Origin of the sequence: Halomonas sp. BL6 (genome assembly GCF_006228115.1) — a bacterium.
Lineage (GTDB): Bacteria > Pseudomonadota > Gammaproteobacteria > Pseudomonadales > Halomonadaceae > Vreelandella > Vreelandella piezotolerans.
In genome coordinates, this window is the sequence record NZ_VDGL01000006.1 from 68324 (window position 1) to 85867 (window position 17544).

15 protein-coding genes are annotated in these 17544 nt (G+C 61.4%); 4 read left to right on the forward strand and 11 right to left on the reverse strand.

From position 1 onward, the window contains the following. The first annotated feature begins 159 nt into the window (after window positions 1-159). Window positions 160-1998, forward strand: a complete 1839-nt coding sequence (locus tag FHJ80_RS13280) for a bifunctional diguanylate cyclase/phosphodiesterase (RefSeq protein ID WP_139527838.1) — start codon at window positions 160-162, stop codon at window positions 1996-1998. On the opposite strand, the gene FHJ80_RS13285 is transcribed toward FHJ80_RS13280, so the two are convergent. The 9 genes from FHJ80_RS13285 to FHJ80_RS13325 form a co-directional block, all read right to left on the reverse strand. Continuing rightward, entirely contained in the window at window positions 1992-2513 is a 522-nt protein-coding gene (locus FHJ80_RS13285; protein ID WP_139527839.1) for a DUF2878 domain-containing protein, read from the reverse strand. The genes FHJ80_RS13280 and FHJ80_RS13285 overlap by 7 nt on opposite strands. After that, window positions 2514-3782 (reverse strand): cyclopropane-fatty-acyl-phospholipid synthase family protein, encoded by a 1269-nt coding sequence (locus FHJ80_RS13290; protein ID WP_139527840.1) that lies wholly within the window; start codon window positions 3780-3782, stop codon window positions 2514-2516. It lies immediately after the preceding gene. Beyond that, window positions 3779-4543: a DUF1365 domain-containing protein gene (locus tag FHJ80_RS13295; RefSeq protein WP_139527841.1), complete on the reverse strand. Its 765-nt coding sequence runs from the start codon at window positions 4541-4543 to the stop codon at window positions 3779-3781. The genes FHJ80_RS13290 and FHJ80_RS13295 overlap by 4 nt, the downstream gene beginning before the upstream one ends. Continuing rightward, on the reverse strand, window positions 4540-5889 hold the full coding sequence (locus tag FHJ80_RS13300; protein ID WP_139527842.1) for an NAD(P)/FAD-dependent oxidoreductase: 1350 nt from the start codon (window positions 5887-5889) through the stop codon (window positions 4540-4542). Before FHJ80_RS13300 ends, FHJ80_RS13295 begins: the two co-directional genes overlap by 4 nt. Beyond that, window positions 5886-6671 carry an SDR family oxidoreductase gene (locus FHJ80_RS13305; protein ID WP_139527843.1) on the reverse strand — a complete coding sequence of 262 codons (786 nt, stop codon included), beginning with the start codon at window positions 6669-6671 and terminating at the stop codon, window positions 5886-5888. The genes FHJ80_RS13300 and FHJ80_RS13305 overlap by 4 nt, the downstream gene beginning before the upstream one ends. A 63-nt stretch (window positions 6672-6734) precedes the next feature. Then, complete coding sequence (locus tag FHJ80_RS13310; RefSeq protein WP_139527844.1) at window positions 6735-7166, reverse strand: nuclear transport factor 2 family protein; 432 nt, start codon at window positions 7164-7166, stop codon at window positions 6735-6737. A gap of 100 nt (window positions 7167-7266) precedes the next feature. Beyond that, window positions 7267-8679, reverse strand: a complete 1413-nt coding sequence (gene phrB / locus FHJ80_RS13315) for a deoxyribodipyrimidine photo-lyase (protein WP_139527845.1) — start codon at window positions 8677-8679, stop codon at window positions 7267-7269. A gap of 33 nt (window positions 8680-8712) precedes the next feature. Next, window positions 8713-9633 (reverse strand): MerR family transcriptional regulator, encoded by a 921-nt coding sequence (locus tag FHJ80_RS13320; protein WP_176558247.1) that lies wholly within the window; start codon window positions 9631-9633, stop codon window positions 8713-8715. Between the two features lie 249 nt (window positions 9634-9882). Continuing rightward, window positions 9883-10944 carry an NAD(P)/FAD-dependent oxidoreductase gene (locus FHJ80_RS13325; RefSeq protein WP_139527847.1) on the reverse strand — a complete coding sequence of 354 codons (1062 nt, stop codon included), beginning with the start codon at window positions 10942-10944 and terminating at the stop codon, window positions 9883-9885. A 170-nt stretch (window positions 10945-11114) separates the two neighbouring features. On the opposite strand from FHJ80_RS13325, the gene FHJ80_RS13330 reads away from it, so the two are divergent. Continuing rightward, window positions 11115-12017 (forward strand): TIGR01777 family oxidoreductase, encoded by a 903-nt coding sequence (locus FHJ80_RS13330; RefSeq protein WP_139527848.1) that lies wholly within the window; start codon window positions 11115-11117, stop codon window positions 12015-12017. Between the two features lie 16 nt (window positions 12018-12033). On the opposite strand, the gene rapA is transcribed toward FHJ80_RS13330, so the two are convergent. Further along, window positions 12034-14982: an RNA polymerase-associated protein RapA gene (rapA, locus tag FHJ80_RS13335; RefSeq protein WP_139527849.1), complete on the reverse strand. Its 2949-nt coding sequence runs from the start codon at window positions 14980-14982 to the stop codon at window positions 12034-12036. A gap of 115 nt (window positions 14983-15097) precedes the next feature. Then, window positions 15098-15901: a TlpA disulfide reductase family protein gene (locus FHJ80_RS13340; protein ID WP_139527850.1), complete on the reverse strand. Its 804-nt coding sequence runs from the start codon at window positions 15899-15901 to the stop codon at window positions 15098-15100. Between the two features lie 66 nt (window positions 15902-15967). On the opposite strand from FHJ80_RS13340, the gene FHJ80_RS13345 reads away from it, so the two are divergent. Both FHJ80_RS13345 and FHJ80_RS13350 read left to right on the forward strand, forming a co-directional pair. Next, entirely contained in the window at window positions 15968-16216 is a 249-nt protein-coding gene (locus FHJ80_RS13345; RefSeq protein ID WP_139527851.1) for a hypothetical protein, read from the forward strand. A gap of 97 nt (window positions 16217-16313) precedes the next feature. After that, window positions 16314-17522, forward strand: a complete 1209-nt coding sequence (locus tag FHJ80_RS13350) for an ABC transporter substrate-binding protein (RefSeq protein ID WP_139527852.1) — start codon at window positions 16314-16316, stop codon at window positions 17520-17522. The last annotated feature ends 22 nt before the right edge of the window (window positions 17523-17544 follow it).

The following is a 17544-nucleotide window of genomic DNA, read 5'->3' on the forward strand; positions in this document are numbered from 1 at the left end:
ATACGGTAATCGTCATGAGTGTAACGTTTCACTTAGCGAATTCGCACAATAAACGGCCTATTGACGTAATATGCTCTATCCAAGTTTTGGGTTAGACGGCATGATGTCGTCGACCCTTGTTTTTAGTTAGTGACTGCTGATAGGACAACAAGACCCGCCATGTGGCTGCCTGTTTCTCTTAATCGTCCGCTGGTTTGGGTAGCGCTCATGGCGCTGCCTGCGTGTGTATGGATTCCTGATACCGCGCTGCGCATGGTGGCCGCCAGCTTGGTTACGTTGGGTTTATGGGATGCTTGGCACCAAGTTCGTCAGCAGCGGTTGCGCCTGCGGCTTGCCCAAGATGCCATGGGGTTAGCGGGGGATGCCATGGTCATTAGCGACGTGCAAAATCGCGTTCTGGCCGTCAACCCGGCCTTTACCGACATTACCGGCTACGAGAGTCAGGAGATGGTCGGCCGCAAGCTTGAAACCCTCGCGGCGCAGCGCCACGACAAAGCCTTCTATGAAAGCTTTTGGAGCACCCTCAAAGCCACGGGCCGTTGGGAAGGGGAAATGTGGAACCGCCGCAAACATGGCGATGAGTACCCCGAGTGGCTCAAGGTTCGTGCCGTGACCGACAAACGCGGCAAGATTACCCACTTCATCAGTCTGTTTACCGATATTTCGGCGCAAAAGGCTCGCGAGCGTGACCTGCGCCGCATCGGCTACGAGGACCCGCTGACCGGGCTACCTAATCGTCGCCGCCTGCATGACCTAATGGCCTCAAGGCTGCGCCACCTGCGCGCGGGTGAGAGTTTGGACATGGCGCTGATCGATATCGATGGTTTGAAGTCGGTCAATGACAGTCTGGGCGTCGAGCAGGGGGATCGGTTGCTTGCGCGGTTTGCTCAGCGGCTCACCAGCTACATGGCGGGCAGCGTCGTCGGCCGCCTGGGGGGTGATGAGTTTTTGGTGATTCGCACCACCACCTTCGATGATCACGACAAATGGATCATGACCCTGCGCGATCATATGTGCAGCCCTTTCGAGATCAATGAGCAGTCGCTGCGCCTAGGGCTGACCATTGGCAGCTGCCGCGCACCCGAAGATGGCCGCGACTCCGGCGTGCTGTTTCAGCGTTTGGAGTCCGCCTTGTATAGCGCCAAGCGATTGGGGCGTAACCATAGCCAGCGTTTTCGACCAGCCTTGGACAAGCAGGATAATCCCCAGCTGGCGCTGGTCAGCGATCTGCGCGCCGCGCTGGTGTCCGGTGACCAGTTAGAGCTTCACTACCAAACTCAGCACCACCCAGGCAGCGGTGAGCTGATGGGCATGGAGGCATTGCTACGCTGGCGCCATCCGCAGGATGGCATGATCTCGCCGGGCGAGTTCATTCCTCTGGCCGAGCGTCATGGTCTGATGGCCGAGCTAGGTAGCTGGGTGATCGAGAAAGCGTGTGCTCAGCAAGCACACTGGCAAAACAGCGGTATGCCCAAAGTGACCGTGTGGATCAACATCTCGGCGCTGCAGCTCTTTCAGGGCGATCTGGAAACCCAATTGGCGACCTGCTTGGAGCGCTATCAGCTCAAACCGTCGCAAATTGGTCTGGAGCTCACCGAGTCGGTGCTGCTGGACGAGCGTGCCGGCGACATGGGCCCCCGCCTACAGGCGCTTCGGGCGCTTGGCTACGCCATTGCCATCGACGACTTCGGTACCGGCTATTCATCGTTAGGCTATTTGAAACGACTGCCGGTGGATAAAATCAAACTGGACCGTGCGTTCATCCGCGAGCTCCCCAATGACCAAGCCGATGCGGCCATCGTCACGGCGGTGTTGGCCATGGCCGATGGGATGGGACTGGAAGTCGTGGCAGAGGGCGTTGAAACTCAAGCCCAGTGTCAGTTTTTGATCAAAGCGGGCTGTACGCTGGTGCAGGGATTTTACTTCGCCAAACCGCTGCCTGCCTCCGAGCTAGAGCAGCGCTGGTCGCCGGTGGCGCTTGCCGAGGGTGTTCATTGAGTCGTTGCAGCGACCCGCCGTGCGTAGTAGCTAATGCCTAGGCAAAGCGCGGCCCAGATGACCGCTTGCACCGGCAAAAGCCACGCTGCCAAACTTACGTTGGCCAGCGCCGCGCCCCCCAAATAAGAGAGTGGGCCACTGATCGCGCCACACGCGGCGGCCATCAGAGGGTAGCGCCATAGCCAAACAAGCGAGTGAAAGACCAGCGTGGCGAACAGCGGCCAGAGCATCCATAGCCATACGGGCAGCAGTCCCGCAACGAGCGCTTGGTCGCCAAAATCGAAGCCGCCTGCCACATGTAGTCCGCCATCCAGCGCCAGCCCCAATAGAGCGAATAGCCCGATGAAACGCCATTCGCCGGGTTTGGCCCAGTGCCAAAAGTGCCAGCCCAGCAGTGCCGCCCCGCTGATCGCGGCGATCCATGAGCCGCCCAGCACACATAGCAGCCAGCCCGCCTCGAAGCGCAGCGCATTGAATAACATCGCGCGTACTGGCATGGGGGAGGGCGACGCCATTTACAGCGCTCCGGTGAGCGGGGCCGGTTTGGCCGCCGGCTTGGCCAGCAACAGGTGGCAGGTGCCGATGGAGCGCTCGATAAAGCCGCCTTCGCAGTAACACAGGTAGTAGCGCCACATACGAATGAAGCGCTCGTCATAGCCTTGGCTACGTACCTGGTCGAGACTCGCCTCGAAACGGTGGCGCCACTCCCGCAGCGTCCGTGCGTAGTGCTGGCCAATCTCATCGAGTGCCACGACGTTGAGAGACGTTTTACGCATTACGCTCGAGAGCATGGCGTGATGGGAGGGCAAAAAACCACCGGGGAAAATGTAGCGCTTGATGAAGTCCATGTCGCGTTTGGCCTCTTCGAAGCGCTGGTCGCGAATGGTGATCGCTTGCAGCATCACTTGACCATCATCGGTCAGCAGGCTGTCGATCTTTTCGAGATACGTATTGAGATACTGATGTCCTACCGCCTCGATCATTTCTACCGAGATCAGCCGATCGAAACTTCCGGTCAGCTCGCGATAATCCTGCTTCAGCAGCGTGATTTTATCTTCCAGCCCTTCTTCTTTGATGCGCAGGGCGGTATGTGCGTACTGCTCCTCGGAAATCGTCGTAGTGGTCACCCGGCAGCCGCGTGTCTTGGCAGCGTGAATGGCCAAGCCGCCCCAGCCCGTGCCAATTTCCAACAAGTGGTGCTCGGGGCGAACGTCCAGCTTCTCGAGCATGATGTCGAGCTTATAGGTCGAGGCCTCTTCCAAACTGGCTTCCGGGTAGGGGAAGACGGCGCTGGAGTACATCCAGTGGCGTGTATCCAGGAATGTCGCAAACAGATCGTTACCGATGTCATAGTGCGCGGCGATATTGCGCTTGGAACCGGACAGACTGTTGCGTTGGAAGCGGTAAGCCAGTCCCAGCAGCCAGCGGGTGAGGCGAGCGCTACCGTTCTCCATCTGGCCATTGACATGATCCAGATTGGCGGCAAACAGGCGGACCAACGCCACCAAGTCATCGGCGTCCCAATCGCCGTCCATATAGGATTCTGCGGCACCGACGGTGCCGCCAAAGGCGAGTCGCTTCCAGGCGCGTGAGTGACGGATCACCACGGTGACTTGTAGCGGGCCCTCCTGACCCAGGTGATGGCACTGGTTGCCCTCGATCAACGTGATGCGTCCGCCGCGAAAGGCATCCAACTGAGCCAGCAAACGGGGTTTTAGCCAGCGAGTGAAGCGGTCTTGGCGCGCTGGCTGGCTATTGGGAGGCGTGGTACGCAGGGTGGTCATTTTGAAGTCTCCTTGCGCTTAGGGTGGTTATAAACGGGGATGCGCTTGAGCCACAGGCGAAGCGCTTCAAAATGGATTCCCGCGACCGTTTTCAGACTCATCCAAGGGTGCTTGGCGAGGGTGGCCAGGAGCACGCCGCGCGTGGCGGGCGCTGCATCGAGCGTGAGCGTAGCGTCGAAATGGCGTTGTTCGTGCTGCCAGTTCTCCATATGCAGATAGAGCTGGTCGCCGGGCGAATTGAATTTCCAGCGATAGGTCATCTCCATGGGGTTGAAGGGCGACACGTGCATGGCTTTAGCAAAGCGTGCCTGATGCGCGTGGCGGTCGGTCTCGACATGGCAGGCGTAGCAAGTACGCTCGCGCCAGGGCATATTGGTGACTTCACCCAGCACGGCGGCCAGGCGTCCCAGCTCATCGTAGGCGTAGTACACGGTGATCGGGTTGAACATCGTGCCGAGGGTGCGCAGTTGGGTCAGCATGCAGATACGACCGTTAGGGGCGCTGCCTAGATGGCGGGCCAACTCTTCCCGCACGGCGGTGCGCAGCGGGCGATCCGTCGGGGCCAGATAATCTTCGCGACGAAAGCGCGCCAGCGCCGGGCGTCGCGCGCTGAATCCCGGCACGCCGTCGAAGAGCGTGGGGAGCTCATCGAGATCGAGCCACGCCATCCACATCTGATAGCTAAACGTGTGAACCTTGGGCGTAAAGCGGCGGTGGCGAAGCGTACCGCGATAGATGCGCGAGCGCGGCGCAGCGATCATCCCAGCCCCTCCCCAACGCTGTTGGGCATCAACTCATGCGCGGGCAGCGCCGTCGGCGTGGTGGGCGGCTCAGCGGCTTCGTCACAGCCCAGTGCCTGCGCCACACGTAGCGCGCTCCAAACGCCGTCCTCATGAAAACCGTTGCGCCAGTAGGCGCCGCAGAAGTGGGTGCGCCGTGCCACCGACGAGATCTCGTCGTGGCGCATTTGAGCGGCCTGACCTGCCAGCGTGAACTGGGGATGGGCATAGCTGTAGCGGCCAAGCACCTTGGTCGGATCGATACTGTCGGAATCGTTCAGCGTGACGCAAAACGTGGTGTCTGCTGCTAAACGCTGCAGGATGTTCATGTTGTAAGTGACCGATACTCGCTCGTCGGCGCTGCGGCCATCCAACCGGTAGTTCCAGCTTGCCCAGGCGCGCTGGCGGCGGGGCAGCAGCGAGGTGTCGGTGTGCAGCACGACCTCGTTGTCCTGGTAAGGCATTGCTCCCAGGATCTCGCGCTCGGCGGCAGAGGCATCTCCTAGCATGGCGAGCGCTTGGTCAGCGTGACAGGCCAGTACGACCTGGTCGAAGCGTTCGCTGCCCTGGGCCGTGGTCACCACGACACCCGTGTCGCTGCGAGTGATGTGGGTCACCGGGGTGTTGAGACGGATGCGCGACGCATAGGGCGCGGTCAAGCTGGGGATATAGCGCTTGGAGCCGCCCACGAGGGTATACCATTGGGGGCGGTGGTTGACCGATAGCAGTCCATGGTTGCGGAAAAAGCGAACGAAAAACGTCAGTGGGAAAGCGCGTAGATCACCAATGCTCGCCGACCAGATGGCGGCCCCCATGGGCAGCAGGTAACGACGCTGGAACGCGTCGCCGTAGCCGTGTCTATCGAGGTACTCACCCAGCGTCATGTCCGCCGGTAGCCGTTTGCTCTCTAGGTCGGCGGTGGCCTGTTTGTTAAAGCGTAAAATATCGCGTAGCAGACGATAGAACGAGGGATTGAGCAGATTGCGGCGCTGGGCGAAGAGCGACGTGAGCGTATGGCCGTTGTACTCGAAGTCGACGTCCGTCTCATGCACCGAAAAACTCATCTCGGTGGCTTGGCTGGGCACGCCGAGGGTCGCTAACAAGCGTTGAAAATGGGGGTAGGTCCAGTCATTGAAAACGATGAAGCCGGTATCGATGGCGTAGGGCTCGCCATTGACCTCGACGTCCATGGTGGCCGTATGGCCGCCTAGTCGACGATCGGCTTCGAACAGCGTCACCTCATGCTGTGAGGATAGGTACCATCCGGCGGCCATCCCGCTGATGCCGCTGCCAATAACCGCAATGCGCTGTGACGCTGTGACGCTCATGGTGACTCCTTGGTTTGCCGCGTCATGCGCAGGCCAATCCATCGCCGCAGGGCGGGGGGTAAAATGCCCAAACATTTGACGATATAGGTAAACCGCCGTGGGAAATGGATATCCAGGCGACCTTTGGCAAGCCCTGCAATGATCGCCTTGGCGGCTTCGTCGGCCGTGACCTGCATGGGCATAGGAAAGTCGTTGCGGTCGGTGAGCGGTGTTTTCACGAAGCCCGGGTGGATCAAGCTGACGTCGATGCCTTCCTGGTGCAGATCAAGACGCAGAGATTCAAGAAAGTAACTCACGGCGGCCTTCGACGCGCCGTAAGCCTCCGCGCGAGGCAGCGGCAAGTAGGCCGAGGCGCTCGATGTCGCGGCCAAGCGTGCTGGTTTGCCTTCCTGACGAGCAGCACGCAGCAGCGGAAGGGCGGCGTCGACGCCATACAGCGTGCCAAACAGGTTTGGAGTGAAAACACGTTCGACGAGCGCCATATCGAAGTGTCGCGCGTCGAGATACTCGCAGGTGCCCGCGTTGAATAGTGCAACGTCTAATGCGCCCAGCCATTCGCGAATCTGCTCACCGGCGGCTAATACGGCCTGATGGTCGCTGACGTCCAGGGGCAACGGATAAGCGTTGTCATGGCCATTGCAAAGCGCATGCAATGCCTCTTCGTTGCGGGCGCTCAATACCACGCGGTGTCCCTGTTCGATTAACTGTTTGGCCAGCGCTTCACCAATGCCGGAGGTCGCGCCGGTCAGCCAGATACGTTGGGACGTATTCCATGTGCTCATCCTGCTCTCCTGTAGCGGCCTGTTAGCACGCAGCCTGCGTGCGTATCAACGAGGTCACACGACTCAACCCAGGCGCTGCTTTAACCAGCGTATGACACGTCCCATGATGGGAAGGTGCTCGTACAACATGGCCCCAGCATCGAAATAGTCGCGGTGACGCGACACTTTTCCGTCCTCGGTAAACGTCAGCGCACTGCAGCCCTCCACACTCACTGGCCTTCCCCGGGCCAAGCGAGGGTGAACGAACTCCATCGTCCACGTCACGAACGCTTGATGCCCCTGCATCTGCTGGGTATGGAACGTGAAGCGGCAGCGCTCAACGTTTTCGTACATCGTGGCGAAGTAGCGCTCTAGCGCCTCGCGACCTTCAATGTGATGTAGCGGATCGTTGAAAACAACTTCCTCAGTATATACCTCGTATAGTTTTTCTGTACAGGTGTTGTCTAGTTTGTTGAAGAAAGCACAAAACTTGGCCAAAGCGCGGTCGTCGGTCATCGCACACTCCTTGCAAGTGACAGGGCGTCATGATGAGAGAATGGTAGGTAGATAGGCAGCATAGCGGCACATGGCCGCCATGAAGAGGCGTATGTGGCGGCTACTTCGAGAGCGCTTTGAAGGCGTCGAGTGCCCGCTGGCGCGCCGCTTTGTGATCGACGATGGGCGCTGGGTAATCGATGGGATCGAGCATGTCTTTTGGTGGGGCGTGTCGCGCTTTAGCTGGCAGCGATGCAAGCTCGGGCAGCCACTGGGCGATGAACTCGCCGTCGGGGTCGAAGCGAGTCGATTGGGTGGTGGGGTTGAAAATGCGGAAATAGGGTGCCGCATCGGTTCCCGTCGAGGCGGCCCACTGCCAGCCGCCATTGTTGGCGCAGAACTCGCCATCCACCAAGTGGCGCATGAAAAAAGCCTCACCACGTCGCCAGTCGATCAGCAGGTGTTTGCTCAAGAACATGGCCGTGATCATGCGCAGGCGGTTGTGCATCCAGCCGGTCGACACGAGTTGGCGCATGGCAGCGTCCACGATGGGGTAGCCGGTGCGGCCCTCGCACCAGGCGGCAAAGCCGTCGTCGTCATCGCGCCAGGCGAGCTGCTTGGTGTGTTCTTGAAACGGCTGGTAGCGGCACACCTGGGGGAAGCCGACCGCCACATGCTGATAAAACTCCCGCCACACCAGCTCGTTCACCCAGGCCGTCAAGCCCGCGTCGCCGTCGGCGAGGCTCCCGCCGTTTTCGCTCATCACGGCTTGTAGGCACTGGCGATACGAGATCATCCCCAGGGCTAAATAGGGTGACAGCTCGCTGGTTCCCCGCACCTTGGGAAAATCGCGCTGATCCTTGTAATGCCGCCCGCGAAAACGCAAGAAGCGCTCCAAGTTGTCGCTAGCGGCGTTTTCGCCTGCGGGCCACTGGCGGCCATCCAGCGGCTCGTCGTCGAGCGCGGGCAGAGACGGAAGCGAGTCGCTTTGGATCTCGAGGGGCGACTGGGCTTCTGGCGTGTCGCGCAGAGCAAGCTGATCCGCCGTTACCTGTTTGTGCCACGCTTTCGCAAAGGGTGTAAACACGCCGTAGTAATCGCCTTTGCCGGTCAGCAAACTGCCTGGGGCAAAGGCAACGGCGTCATGGTGACCATGAGCAGTTATCTCTGCCTGTTGAAAGGCCTTCAGTACTGCCTGATCGCGGCGCTGCTCGTTGAGCGGATACTCGTAATTGAAGTGTAGCCGCTCGACGCCGTACTTCTGGGCAATCTCCAACAGCGCTTGAGGGGCGTCGTCGTAGCGTTCGATATCGCGGTGCAGAAGCGGGATGTTCAGACCGTTGAGCGACGTCTTCAGTGCACTGACGCCGCGCGCCCAAAAATCGAGCTTGTTCGCACCGTGACCGTGGTCACGCCACTGCTCGATGCTGCGTAAAAAAACCGCTACGACCGGCCCTTTGGCGGCAGCGGCGGCGAGTGCGGAATTGTCATGAATACGTAAATCGCTGCGAAACCAAACAAGCTGCAGGTTCATGCAAAATCCTTAGGTTAGCCGATGCCACCGCGTTTACAGGATACCGGATTCACGTAGCAGCGGGCGCAAACGAGCAATCGCTTGGGGAAGGTCGTCCCCCAGCATGTGAACGGCGCCGTCACGGAGGTCGTTCTCGCGCAGCCGCGCCACTTCGCCGCAAACGCCGAGGGGCACGCCGAGGGCTTCGGCGGCTTTGGGTAAATCGTCGCGAATATAGCGATCGTTTTCTCGCTGACCGCTGGAAAGCAGCACCATCGATGAATGTAGGCGAGACACCGCTTGCGGCAAATCGTCGAGTGGCAGCGAGTGATCGAAGAGTTGCACGCGGTAGCCTTGTTCGCTGGCCATGAGCGCGCACATCAACACCCAAAGCGGGCCGGGGTCGTCAGGCATAGCGCTGAGTAGGATCAGCGGTCCCCGTGTCGCTTGGTTGGCGTAGTGCAAGCGAATACCTACTTGGCTGCGGAAAAACGCTTCGAACGTGCGGCGTACCAAGTCGTCGGGCTCGGCGGCCCACTTGGCTTCTAGGGTCAGAATGACCGGCTGCCAAAGCTCGTTGATCGCCACGCTCAGCGGATAAAGCGCCAGGCTCTGGTGATACAGGGCTTCTAACTTCGGCAAGTCGACCGCTTCGATGACCGCCTGAAGCTGCTGGCGTTGGCTGGCCCAGTCACCGGCATTCGGCGTTGGTGCCTCGACCGTTTCAGGTTGGTCGAGCAGGTCCGCCACTTGGCTGACCGGTACGCCGCGGTTGAGCCATTGAAGAATGCGCTCGATGCGGCTGATGTCGTCCTGGGCGTAGAGCCTGTGTCCCTTGGGCGTGCGCTGTGGACGAATCAAACCGTAGCGTCGCTCCCAGGCGCGTAGAGTGACCGAGTTCACACCCGTCAAACGGGAAACTTCCCGAATCGGATAGAGGGGAGTATCGGGTGGGTGGGTCGCCTTGTTGCTCATGGGCGCCATTGCCTCTTGGTTGCCTGCAGCCAGCGCTGCAGGGGTCTGTCAATAATTGCGATAGCTATGTTGCCGCGCCAGCTCGGCGCAGGGCCATCTAGCCGTATAGCGATGTCGTATAGCGATTCGTTGAATAACACCTAATCGATGGAATAGGATCACGCTATTATAGGCACCTTTGTACAATTTGTGGCGACTGGGTACAACCTTTGCGGTGTCCATCTTGGTGCGCTGTTAGTCGGAGTATTATTAGACCGACCGGCCTAATAATGCCGCCCCCAGCTCGTTTCCAGAGAGCCAAGCATCCTCGACACGGCTACCGCGGAAGCTGTCACCGCACAGTGCTAAACCGCTCTCACTGTACAAGAACGACTGCCTGCCTGGCGAGGCAGGCTGGGCATAGCGCCAGCGGTGCGCCCCTACGTCAATAGGAGAGGGGAGCGATGTGTCGCTGGGCAGTGTGGTGACGAATGCCTCCCATAGCTGCTGCGCCGCGGAGGCTGGTGTCGCGTCGATATGTGCATCGCTCCAGTCGAGTTGGGCCAGCAGGCTCAGGCTTTCCGGCTGGTGCTTTCGCCCTGGTTTGGTGTGGTTGCGAGAGACCAAGCGTAGAGCAGGATGCTCAAGATGCAGGCTCTGCCACTGGTCGCCGACGGGAAGTCTTGGAAGCGATTCGTCAAATATGGCCCATGCCGCCCAGCAGCTCCGCTGCGGTCTTTCTTCACAGGCGTCGGACAGCATCGGTTCCCAATCTGCCAGCAGCGCTTTCGCCTGGGGCGGCGGGGCGCTGATCACCACGTAATCGAAAAGACCGTACCGGTTGTCGTGAGCATCGCGAAGCTGCCAGCCTTTGGGCTGGCGCTCTAAGGCCGTGATGGTCGTTTCGAGCAAGAGCGTGGCATCAGCGAACGCGCTCAGCCCGTCGGCCAGGCAGCGAGTAATGGCGCTCATGCGCGGCGCTCCACAATAGCGTATCTGCCCATCGTCGTGTGTTTGCCAGCCGGATGCACTAGCCTGATAGCGATGTGTTGGCCAGATGTCCACACAGCCTGCTCGCCGCCACTCGTCCACCTGACGCGCAAAACGCTCGTCTCGCACGGTAAAGGCTTGGGCGCCGAGGTCGAGCGTGGCGGCAGGGCGCTGTTTACTGGACATTCGCCCGCCGGGGCCGCGTGCCTTATCGAATAGCCGAACCTGGGTGCCCTGCTGCGCCAGTCGATGGGCGCAGGCCAGCCCAGACAGCCCGGCGCCCACGATGGCCACGCGAAGCGCAAAGGGTGATGGATAGCTCTCGTTTGCCGTTGCGGCCATACGTCCTCGCGGTATCAGTATTTTATCGTAGCAGTTATGTATAAATATCGTACAATTAAATAAGTTGCAATGTGTATGAGTGACCGAACCTCGCCCGCCGAGACCGCTCATCCGGCGGTGGCAGGCAACACTCTCCTGCACACCACGTTTAACGGCAAAGGAGTGACACCATGCGGGTATTAATCACCGGGGGCAGCGGCTTCGTGGGCCAGCGACTCAGCCAAGTGCTGATCGACCAAGGGCACGAGGTGCAGGTGGTGTCCCGAACGCCCCACAACGTGCGCGGTAAACTGCCCAAGACCTGCGATATCCGCGATAGCGCGCAAGCCTTCGTGGACACACCGCCAGACGCGCTGGTGAATTTGGCGGGGGAGCCCATTGCGGCAAAACGCTGGAGCACCGAACAGAAAGAGCGACTCATCCGCTCCCGGGTCGAGAGTACCCAGCAGCTCATTACCCTCTGCGAGCAGCTGACGGCCAACGGCCAACCTTTACCGAGCGTCATGGTGAGTGGTTCGGCGATGGGCTATTACGGCGATCAGGGGGACAAGGTGGTGGACGAGACCACCACGCCCCACGACGAGTTCGCGCATCGGCTGTGCGCTCAGTGGGAAGCGGCGGCCAAGCCCGTGGAGACGATGGGCATCCGGCTGGCGATTCTGCGTATTGGGCTGGTGCTCGAAGCGGGGGGCGGGACGCTGCAAAAAATGCTGCCGCCGTTCAAACTCGGCCTAGGCGGGCGGTTTGGTGATGGTCAGCAGTTCATGCCCTGGATTCATCGAGATGATCTGGTGGCCGCGATCATCTATTTGATCAACCAGCCAGCCCTCTCTGGTGCGTTCAACGGCAGCGCACCGCATCCGGTGACCAACGCCGAATTCACCCAAACGCTGGCCAAGCAGCTGCATCGTCCGGCCATGTTTCCGGTGCCCGCGTTCGTGCTGAAAGCGGGCTTTGGGGAGATGTCGCGGCTGCTGTTGACCGGGGCAGACATGCGTCCCGAGCGGCTACGCGAAGCGGGCTTCGAGTTTCAGTACCCGACGCTCGACCAAGCACTGGCGGCCATCCTATAGCCGCCCGTCGCGAGGCTCAGTTCGCGTTGGGGTCGACGGTGATGATCACCCGCACCGAGTCGAGTCGTAGGCGAGTGTTTTCGATAGCGCTGCTCAGCGCCTGACGCTCCTGCTGCAGCGCTTCCAGCTCTTCACTGCGCACCGCCGGATTGTGCTCCGCCAGCGCCGTCAGGCGGGCCAGCTCGGCGTCCAGCTGGGCGCGCATGCGGATTTCTGCGGCCTCTACGATACTCGGCAGTTCACGCTCGGCTTCGCTTTCTCCTTGGGTGAGCAGCTCGCGAAGCTGATCATGGCGGCTCTTGATCAAATCCCGCGCCAGCGACTTGTTCACCTTCTGCAGGTTTTTGCCCAGCCCGGTGAACGAGATCTTGCTGGTCAGGTTGGCGCCTGACTCATCCAGCAGTACGCGTACGGCGGTGGGCGGCAAGAAGCGGTTCAGGTGCAGCGATTTGGGCGCCGGACAGTGGGTGCGGAAGACCAGCTCGGCCATCAAGCGCCCGCTGGGAATCGCCGGATGACGCAGCAGTGCTAGTGCGGTGTTGCCCATGGTGCCGTCGAGCACGCGGCCCATCATTTCGCGCACCAGCGGATGCTCCCAAGAGAGCCGCTGCACGTCATCCCGCGCTAGCGCCTGATCGCGACGATAGGTGGCGGAGAAGCCCTCTTCGCCTTTGACCAGCCCCGGCAGGCCATCCAGCATGTGCTGGCTGGGTTGCAGATGCAGCAGGCCGTTGCCGATCTCCTGGCTGTCGACGCCGAAGATATCCAGCGCACGCTCCACGTAGCGAGGCAGCGCCGGGTCGTCGTCCAGCTCGCGTACGGCATCGATCACCTGCCGTGCCCGCGTGGGGCGGCAGGCGTTGAGCTCCAGCAGGCGGTTGCGACCCGCATCCCGCTCGGCGAGCTTGGCGATGAACATCTCTCGGGTCTCGTCGATGATCTCGTCGAGCATCTCGTCGTCGAGCAGCGCATCGGCCAGGGCATCGCCAAAGGCATCGAACAGGTCGCTGCCCACCCCATGGGGCGCGCTGAACGCGTCCATGCCTTCGTGGTACCAGCGCAGCAGGCGCTCGCCGGGGCTGCCGGTAAACGTAGGCACGTGCAGCTCGATGGCGTGGCGCTGGCCGATCCGGTCAAGACGGCCAATGCGCTGCTCTAGCTGGTCGGGGTGCTGCGGCATGTCGAACATGACCAAGTGGCGGCAGAACTGAAAGTTGCGCCCCTCGGAGCCGATCTCGGAACACACCAACACCTGGCAGCCATCCTCTTCGTCGGCAAACGCGGCGGCGGCCCGGTCGCGCTCGACCAGCGATAGGCCTTCGTGGAAGACCGGCGCATGGTAGCCGCCCAAGACCCGCAGGCCCTCCGCGAGCCCTTCTGCGGTTTCCCGGTGGTGGGCAATGACCAGTACTTTGTCGTTGGCGAAGCCCGTCTCGCTGTCGTCGCTGAGTTTTTCGAGCAGCCAGTTGACGCGAGGGTCGATGTGCCACCAAGCCTCGGTGTTCAGCGGGTCGTTGCTGAGCTCGCGGTACATGGCGTCCGGGTAGATCAGTACGTCTGGATGGTCCATGCCGGTTTCGATCAGCAGCTCGTCCAAATAGTCGTCGTCGCGCTCCAGGCGGCGCAGCACGCGGCGGTAGGCCGACGGCAGTTCGAGCGGAGCTAAATGCAGGCGTCGCTCGGGGAAGCCGCCTACGTGACGGCGGCTGTTGCGGAACATCACGCGGCCGGTGCCGTGGCGGTCGAGCAGTGCATCGCGCAGCTGGGCGCGTGCGGCGTCCTGCTGCTCCGGGCTGGCCTCTGGGTGGCACAGCGTGGCGAGCAGCGCCTGGCTGTCGCGGTCGTCGGCCACGGCGGCGACGCGTTCGCGGGCACTCGCGGTGTGCGGCAGCTCCTCCAGGGCATCGATGGCGCCTGCCACCGCGACGTAGTGCTGCTCCTCCTCTTTGAAGCGCTCGATGTCGTGGTAGCGCTCAGCGTCAAGTAGCCGCAGGCGGGCGAAGTGGCTCTCCAGACCCATCTGGTCCGGCGTGGCGGTGAGCAGCAGCAGGCCGGGAATCTCGGCGGCGAGCTGTTCCACGCACTGGTAGCCGGGGCCGCTCTTCTCCGGGCTCCAATCCAGGTGGTGGGCCTCATCGACGATCAGCAGGTCGAAGCGGCTGGCCAGGGCTTGGTCCTGGCGATGAATGTTGGCAAACAGCCAGCCTTGGCTAGCCAGCACGAGCTGGGCGCTCTCGAACGGGTTGGCGCTGCCGTGGGCCTGGCTCTGGTGCTCGTCCAGTAGAGTGACGTTCAGCGAGAAGCGGCGCAGCAGTTCGACCAACCACTGGTGGGTCAGGCTGTCGGGCACCAATATCAGCGCGCGCTCTACCCGGCCAGCCAGCAGCAGGCGGTGAAGAATCAGGCCGGCTTCGATGGTTTTGCCCAGGCCCACTTCGTCGGCCAACAGAACCCGCGGCGCATGGCGTCCGGCGACTTCGTCGGCAATATAGAGCTGATGGGGTATGAGGTCGATGCGCGGCCCGGCAAAACCGAGGGCCCCGTGCTGCTCGATGCGCTGGAAGTGGTGAAGAGTGCGAAAGCGAAGATCAAACCAGTCGTTGCGGTCGACTTGACCGGTGAGCAAGCGGTCGCGGGCCTGATCGAACTGCATGGTATCGGCCAGCTTGGCCTCGGGCAGCTCGCGCAGAGTGCCGTCGCTGTCTTCACCGATGTAGGTGATCAGGCCGCGACTCTCTTTGCTGTCATCGACGATCATCTGCCAGCCATCGGCAGAGAGAACGCGGTCGCCGCTGCCGAACATCACGCGGGTGAGCGGCGCCTGGCGAGTGTTGTAGGTGCGGGTTTCCTGGCTGGCACTGAACAAAATGGTAACGCTACGGGCGTCGCAGTTAAGCACGGTGCCGAGTCCAAGCTCGGCTTCGCCGTCGCTAATCCAGCGCTGGCCGGGAGAAAAATCGCTCATGATGCCTCGAGGAAGTCGTCAAAATCGGGTCGTACGCCGCCGGGGCAGGTGACCGGCGGCTAACAGGGCGGGGGATTCTAACGCAAAGCAGCGGGGGGATTAAGGTCTATCGTGGTCAATCGCGCAACCAGCGCTCCAACTGCGCGCGGGTCAGTTCACCGACGTGCACGTCGAGGGTTCTGCCCGTCGTATCGAAGAGCACCGTCGTCGGAAGCCCCGGCGCTTGGAAGCGCGCCATCAGCGTCTGCTCGGGGTCGCGCAGCGGGTAACGGAAGCTGAGTGACTGCTCGTCCAAATAGCGGGCAATGGGCAGCAAGTCCTCGCCCTGATTCACCACGACGACGGTAATGTCGTCGCGCTGGTCCGCCTCTTCTAACAGCGGCATCTCGCGCAGGCAGGGCGGGCACCAGGTGGCCCACAGATTGACGATGATGCGTTCGCCTTGATGGGTCAGCGACGGCAGCGACACCGCGTTGCCGTCGAGATCGTCTAGCGTGACATCGGGTAGCGACGTGACGGCAAATGATTGACCCAGCGGTGATAGCGTGACCAGCACCAGCCAAAGGCTGGCGGCGCCTACCGTCATGGCCAGGCCGCCGATCATCGCCAATAGCCGCGCGCGCAGTGCCCAGACGGTCCAAAGCAAGCCAGCAAGCAGGCCGCCGAGGGCGTGATAGCCCGGCTGCCATACTTTCAGCGCGTCCAGCGGGGACGCAGCGTAGCTCTCCCAATGGAGGACGACGAACGTCACCCGCGCGCCGACGAGCCAGGCGAGCAACAAGCCGTTGAACCAGCGGCCATGGGGTCTGGCGGATAGCCCCAGCAGGTAGCGGCTGCTCAGCAGCAGCAGCAGCGCGCAGGCCAGCGCGTAAAGCCGTGGCGTCGAAATCAGCAGGGGGCCGAGGGCTATGGCATTCATCGTCATTCCGGTAAGCAGGTACACTAGGGCACCATACCACGCACGCTACTCACGATGGAGATGTCGATGCCGCAATCCTCTTTTGACACCCTGCGCGCTCTGGCCATAGGCAGTCAGGCGCTAGGCCTCGCGCTGATCATTACTCTCGAAACCGTGCTCGGTGACGGTGCCCGCCCCTGGCAGGGCGCGGTACTGGCCGTCATGGTGGCGTGTGCGCTGGTCATTGCTCTGGTGCGCATGTACCGCAACAAGCGCCGACAGAAGCGACTGGCTGAGCGTTTAGAGGCATCAGAGCCGAAAAACCACGAGCGTTAGAAACCGTTGCTTGTGTTTTTGACGGGACGGTTCCAGATTATGGGTAGCCCTGCGCTGGACGGTCAGGGCACTCAATCTACTGGGAGCGACAAATAATATGATCAATAAGCGCGCACTAGCCATTGCCGTAGCGGCCTCGTCACTTGCTTTAACCGGGATGGCCCAAGCGGAGGTCAAAGTTGGCTTCTTGGGCGGCTTTACGGGGGGAATCGAGAGTCTGACACCGCCGATCTTTGCTGGGGCCCAGCTGGCGGTCGAACAGGTCAACGCGCAGGGCGGTATCTTGGGGGGGCAGACCCTGGCCATGCCTTCGGGCGATACCACCTGTTCCGATGCGTCGGCCGCCTCCAACGCCGCCGACCGCATGGTGAACTCCGAGAACGTCACGGCCATCGTTGGGGCGTTATGCACCGGTGCCACGATTGCCGCTGCCAACAACGCCGCGATCCCTGGCGGTGTGTTGATGGTGTCTCCAGCATCGACCGCCCCCGCGGTATCGGAGCTGGACGACAACGACCTGGTCTTCCGTACCGTGCCGTCGGACGCCTTCCAGGGTGAAATGCTGGCCAAGCTGCTGCTGGATAAAGGCATCGACTATGTGGCCGTTACCTTCGTCAACAACGACTATGGCCGTGGTCTGTCGGACGCCTTTAGCGCCGCGTTTACCGCCGGTGGCGGCGAAGTGGCCGAGAACCTCGCCCACGAAGATAACCGCGCCGACTACCGCTCCGAGCTGGGCTCGCTCTCCGCCAGCGGTGCCGATACCCTCGTCGTCTTGGCCTACGCTGACACGTCTGGCCAAACGGTACTGCGTCAAGCCTATGAGAGTGGCATGTTCACCCAGTACGTGGGCGCTGACGGGATGGTAGGCGACAGCCTAGTCGAAGCGATCGGTGCCGACGTATTGGATGGCATGATTGCCACTCGCCCCGGCAGCCCAGAGCTACCCGGCACCGAAATATTTAACAACGCAGCGACTGAGGCGGATATCGATCCCAGCGCCGTGTTTGCGGCTCAAGCATACGATGCGGCCTTCCTGATTGCGCTAGCCATCGAGCAAAACGGCAGCGCAGACCGTGAAGGGCTCTCGGAAGCCCTGCGCAGCGTATCGAGTGCTCCCGGTGAAGTGATCCTGCCCGGTGAGTGGGAGAAAGCCGTCGAGCTGATCGCTGCGGGGACGGACATCAACTACGAAGGCGCCTCCGGCTCCCACGAGTTCGATGACAACGGTGATGTACCGGGCGTGGTCGTCGAGATGGCTGTAGAAAACGGCACCTTTACCAGCAAAGGGCAAGTGGACCTGTAAGCCGTTACCATTGCTACATAAC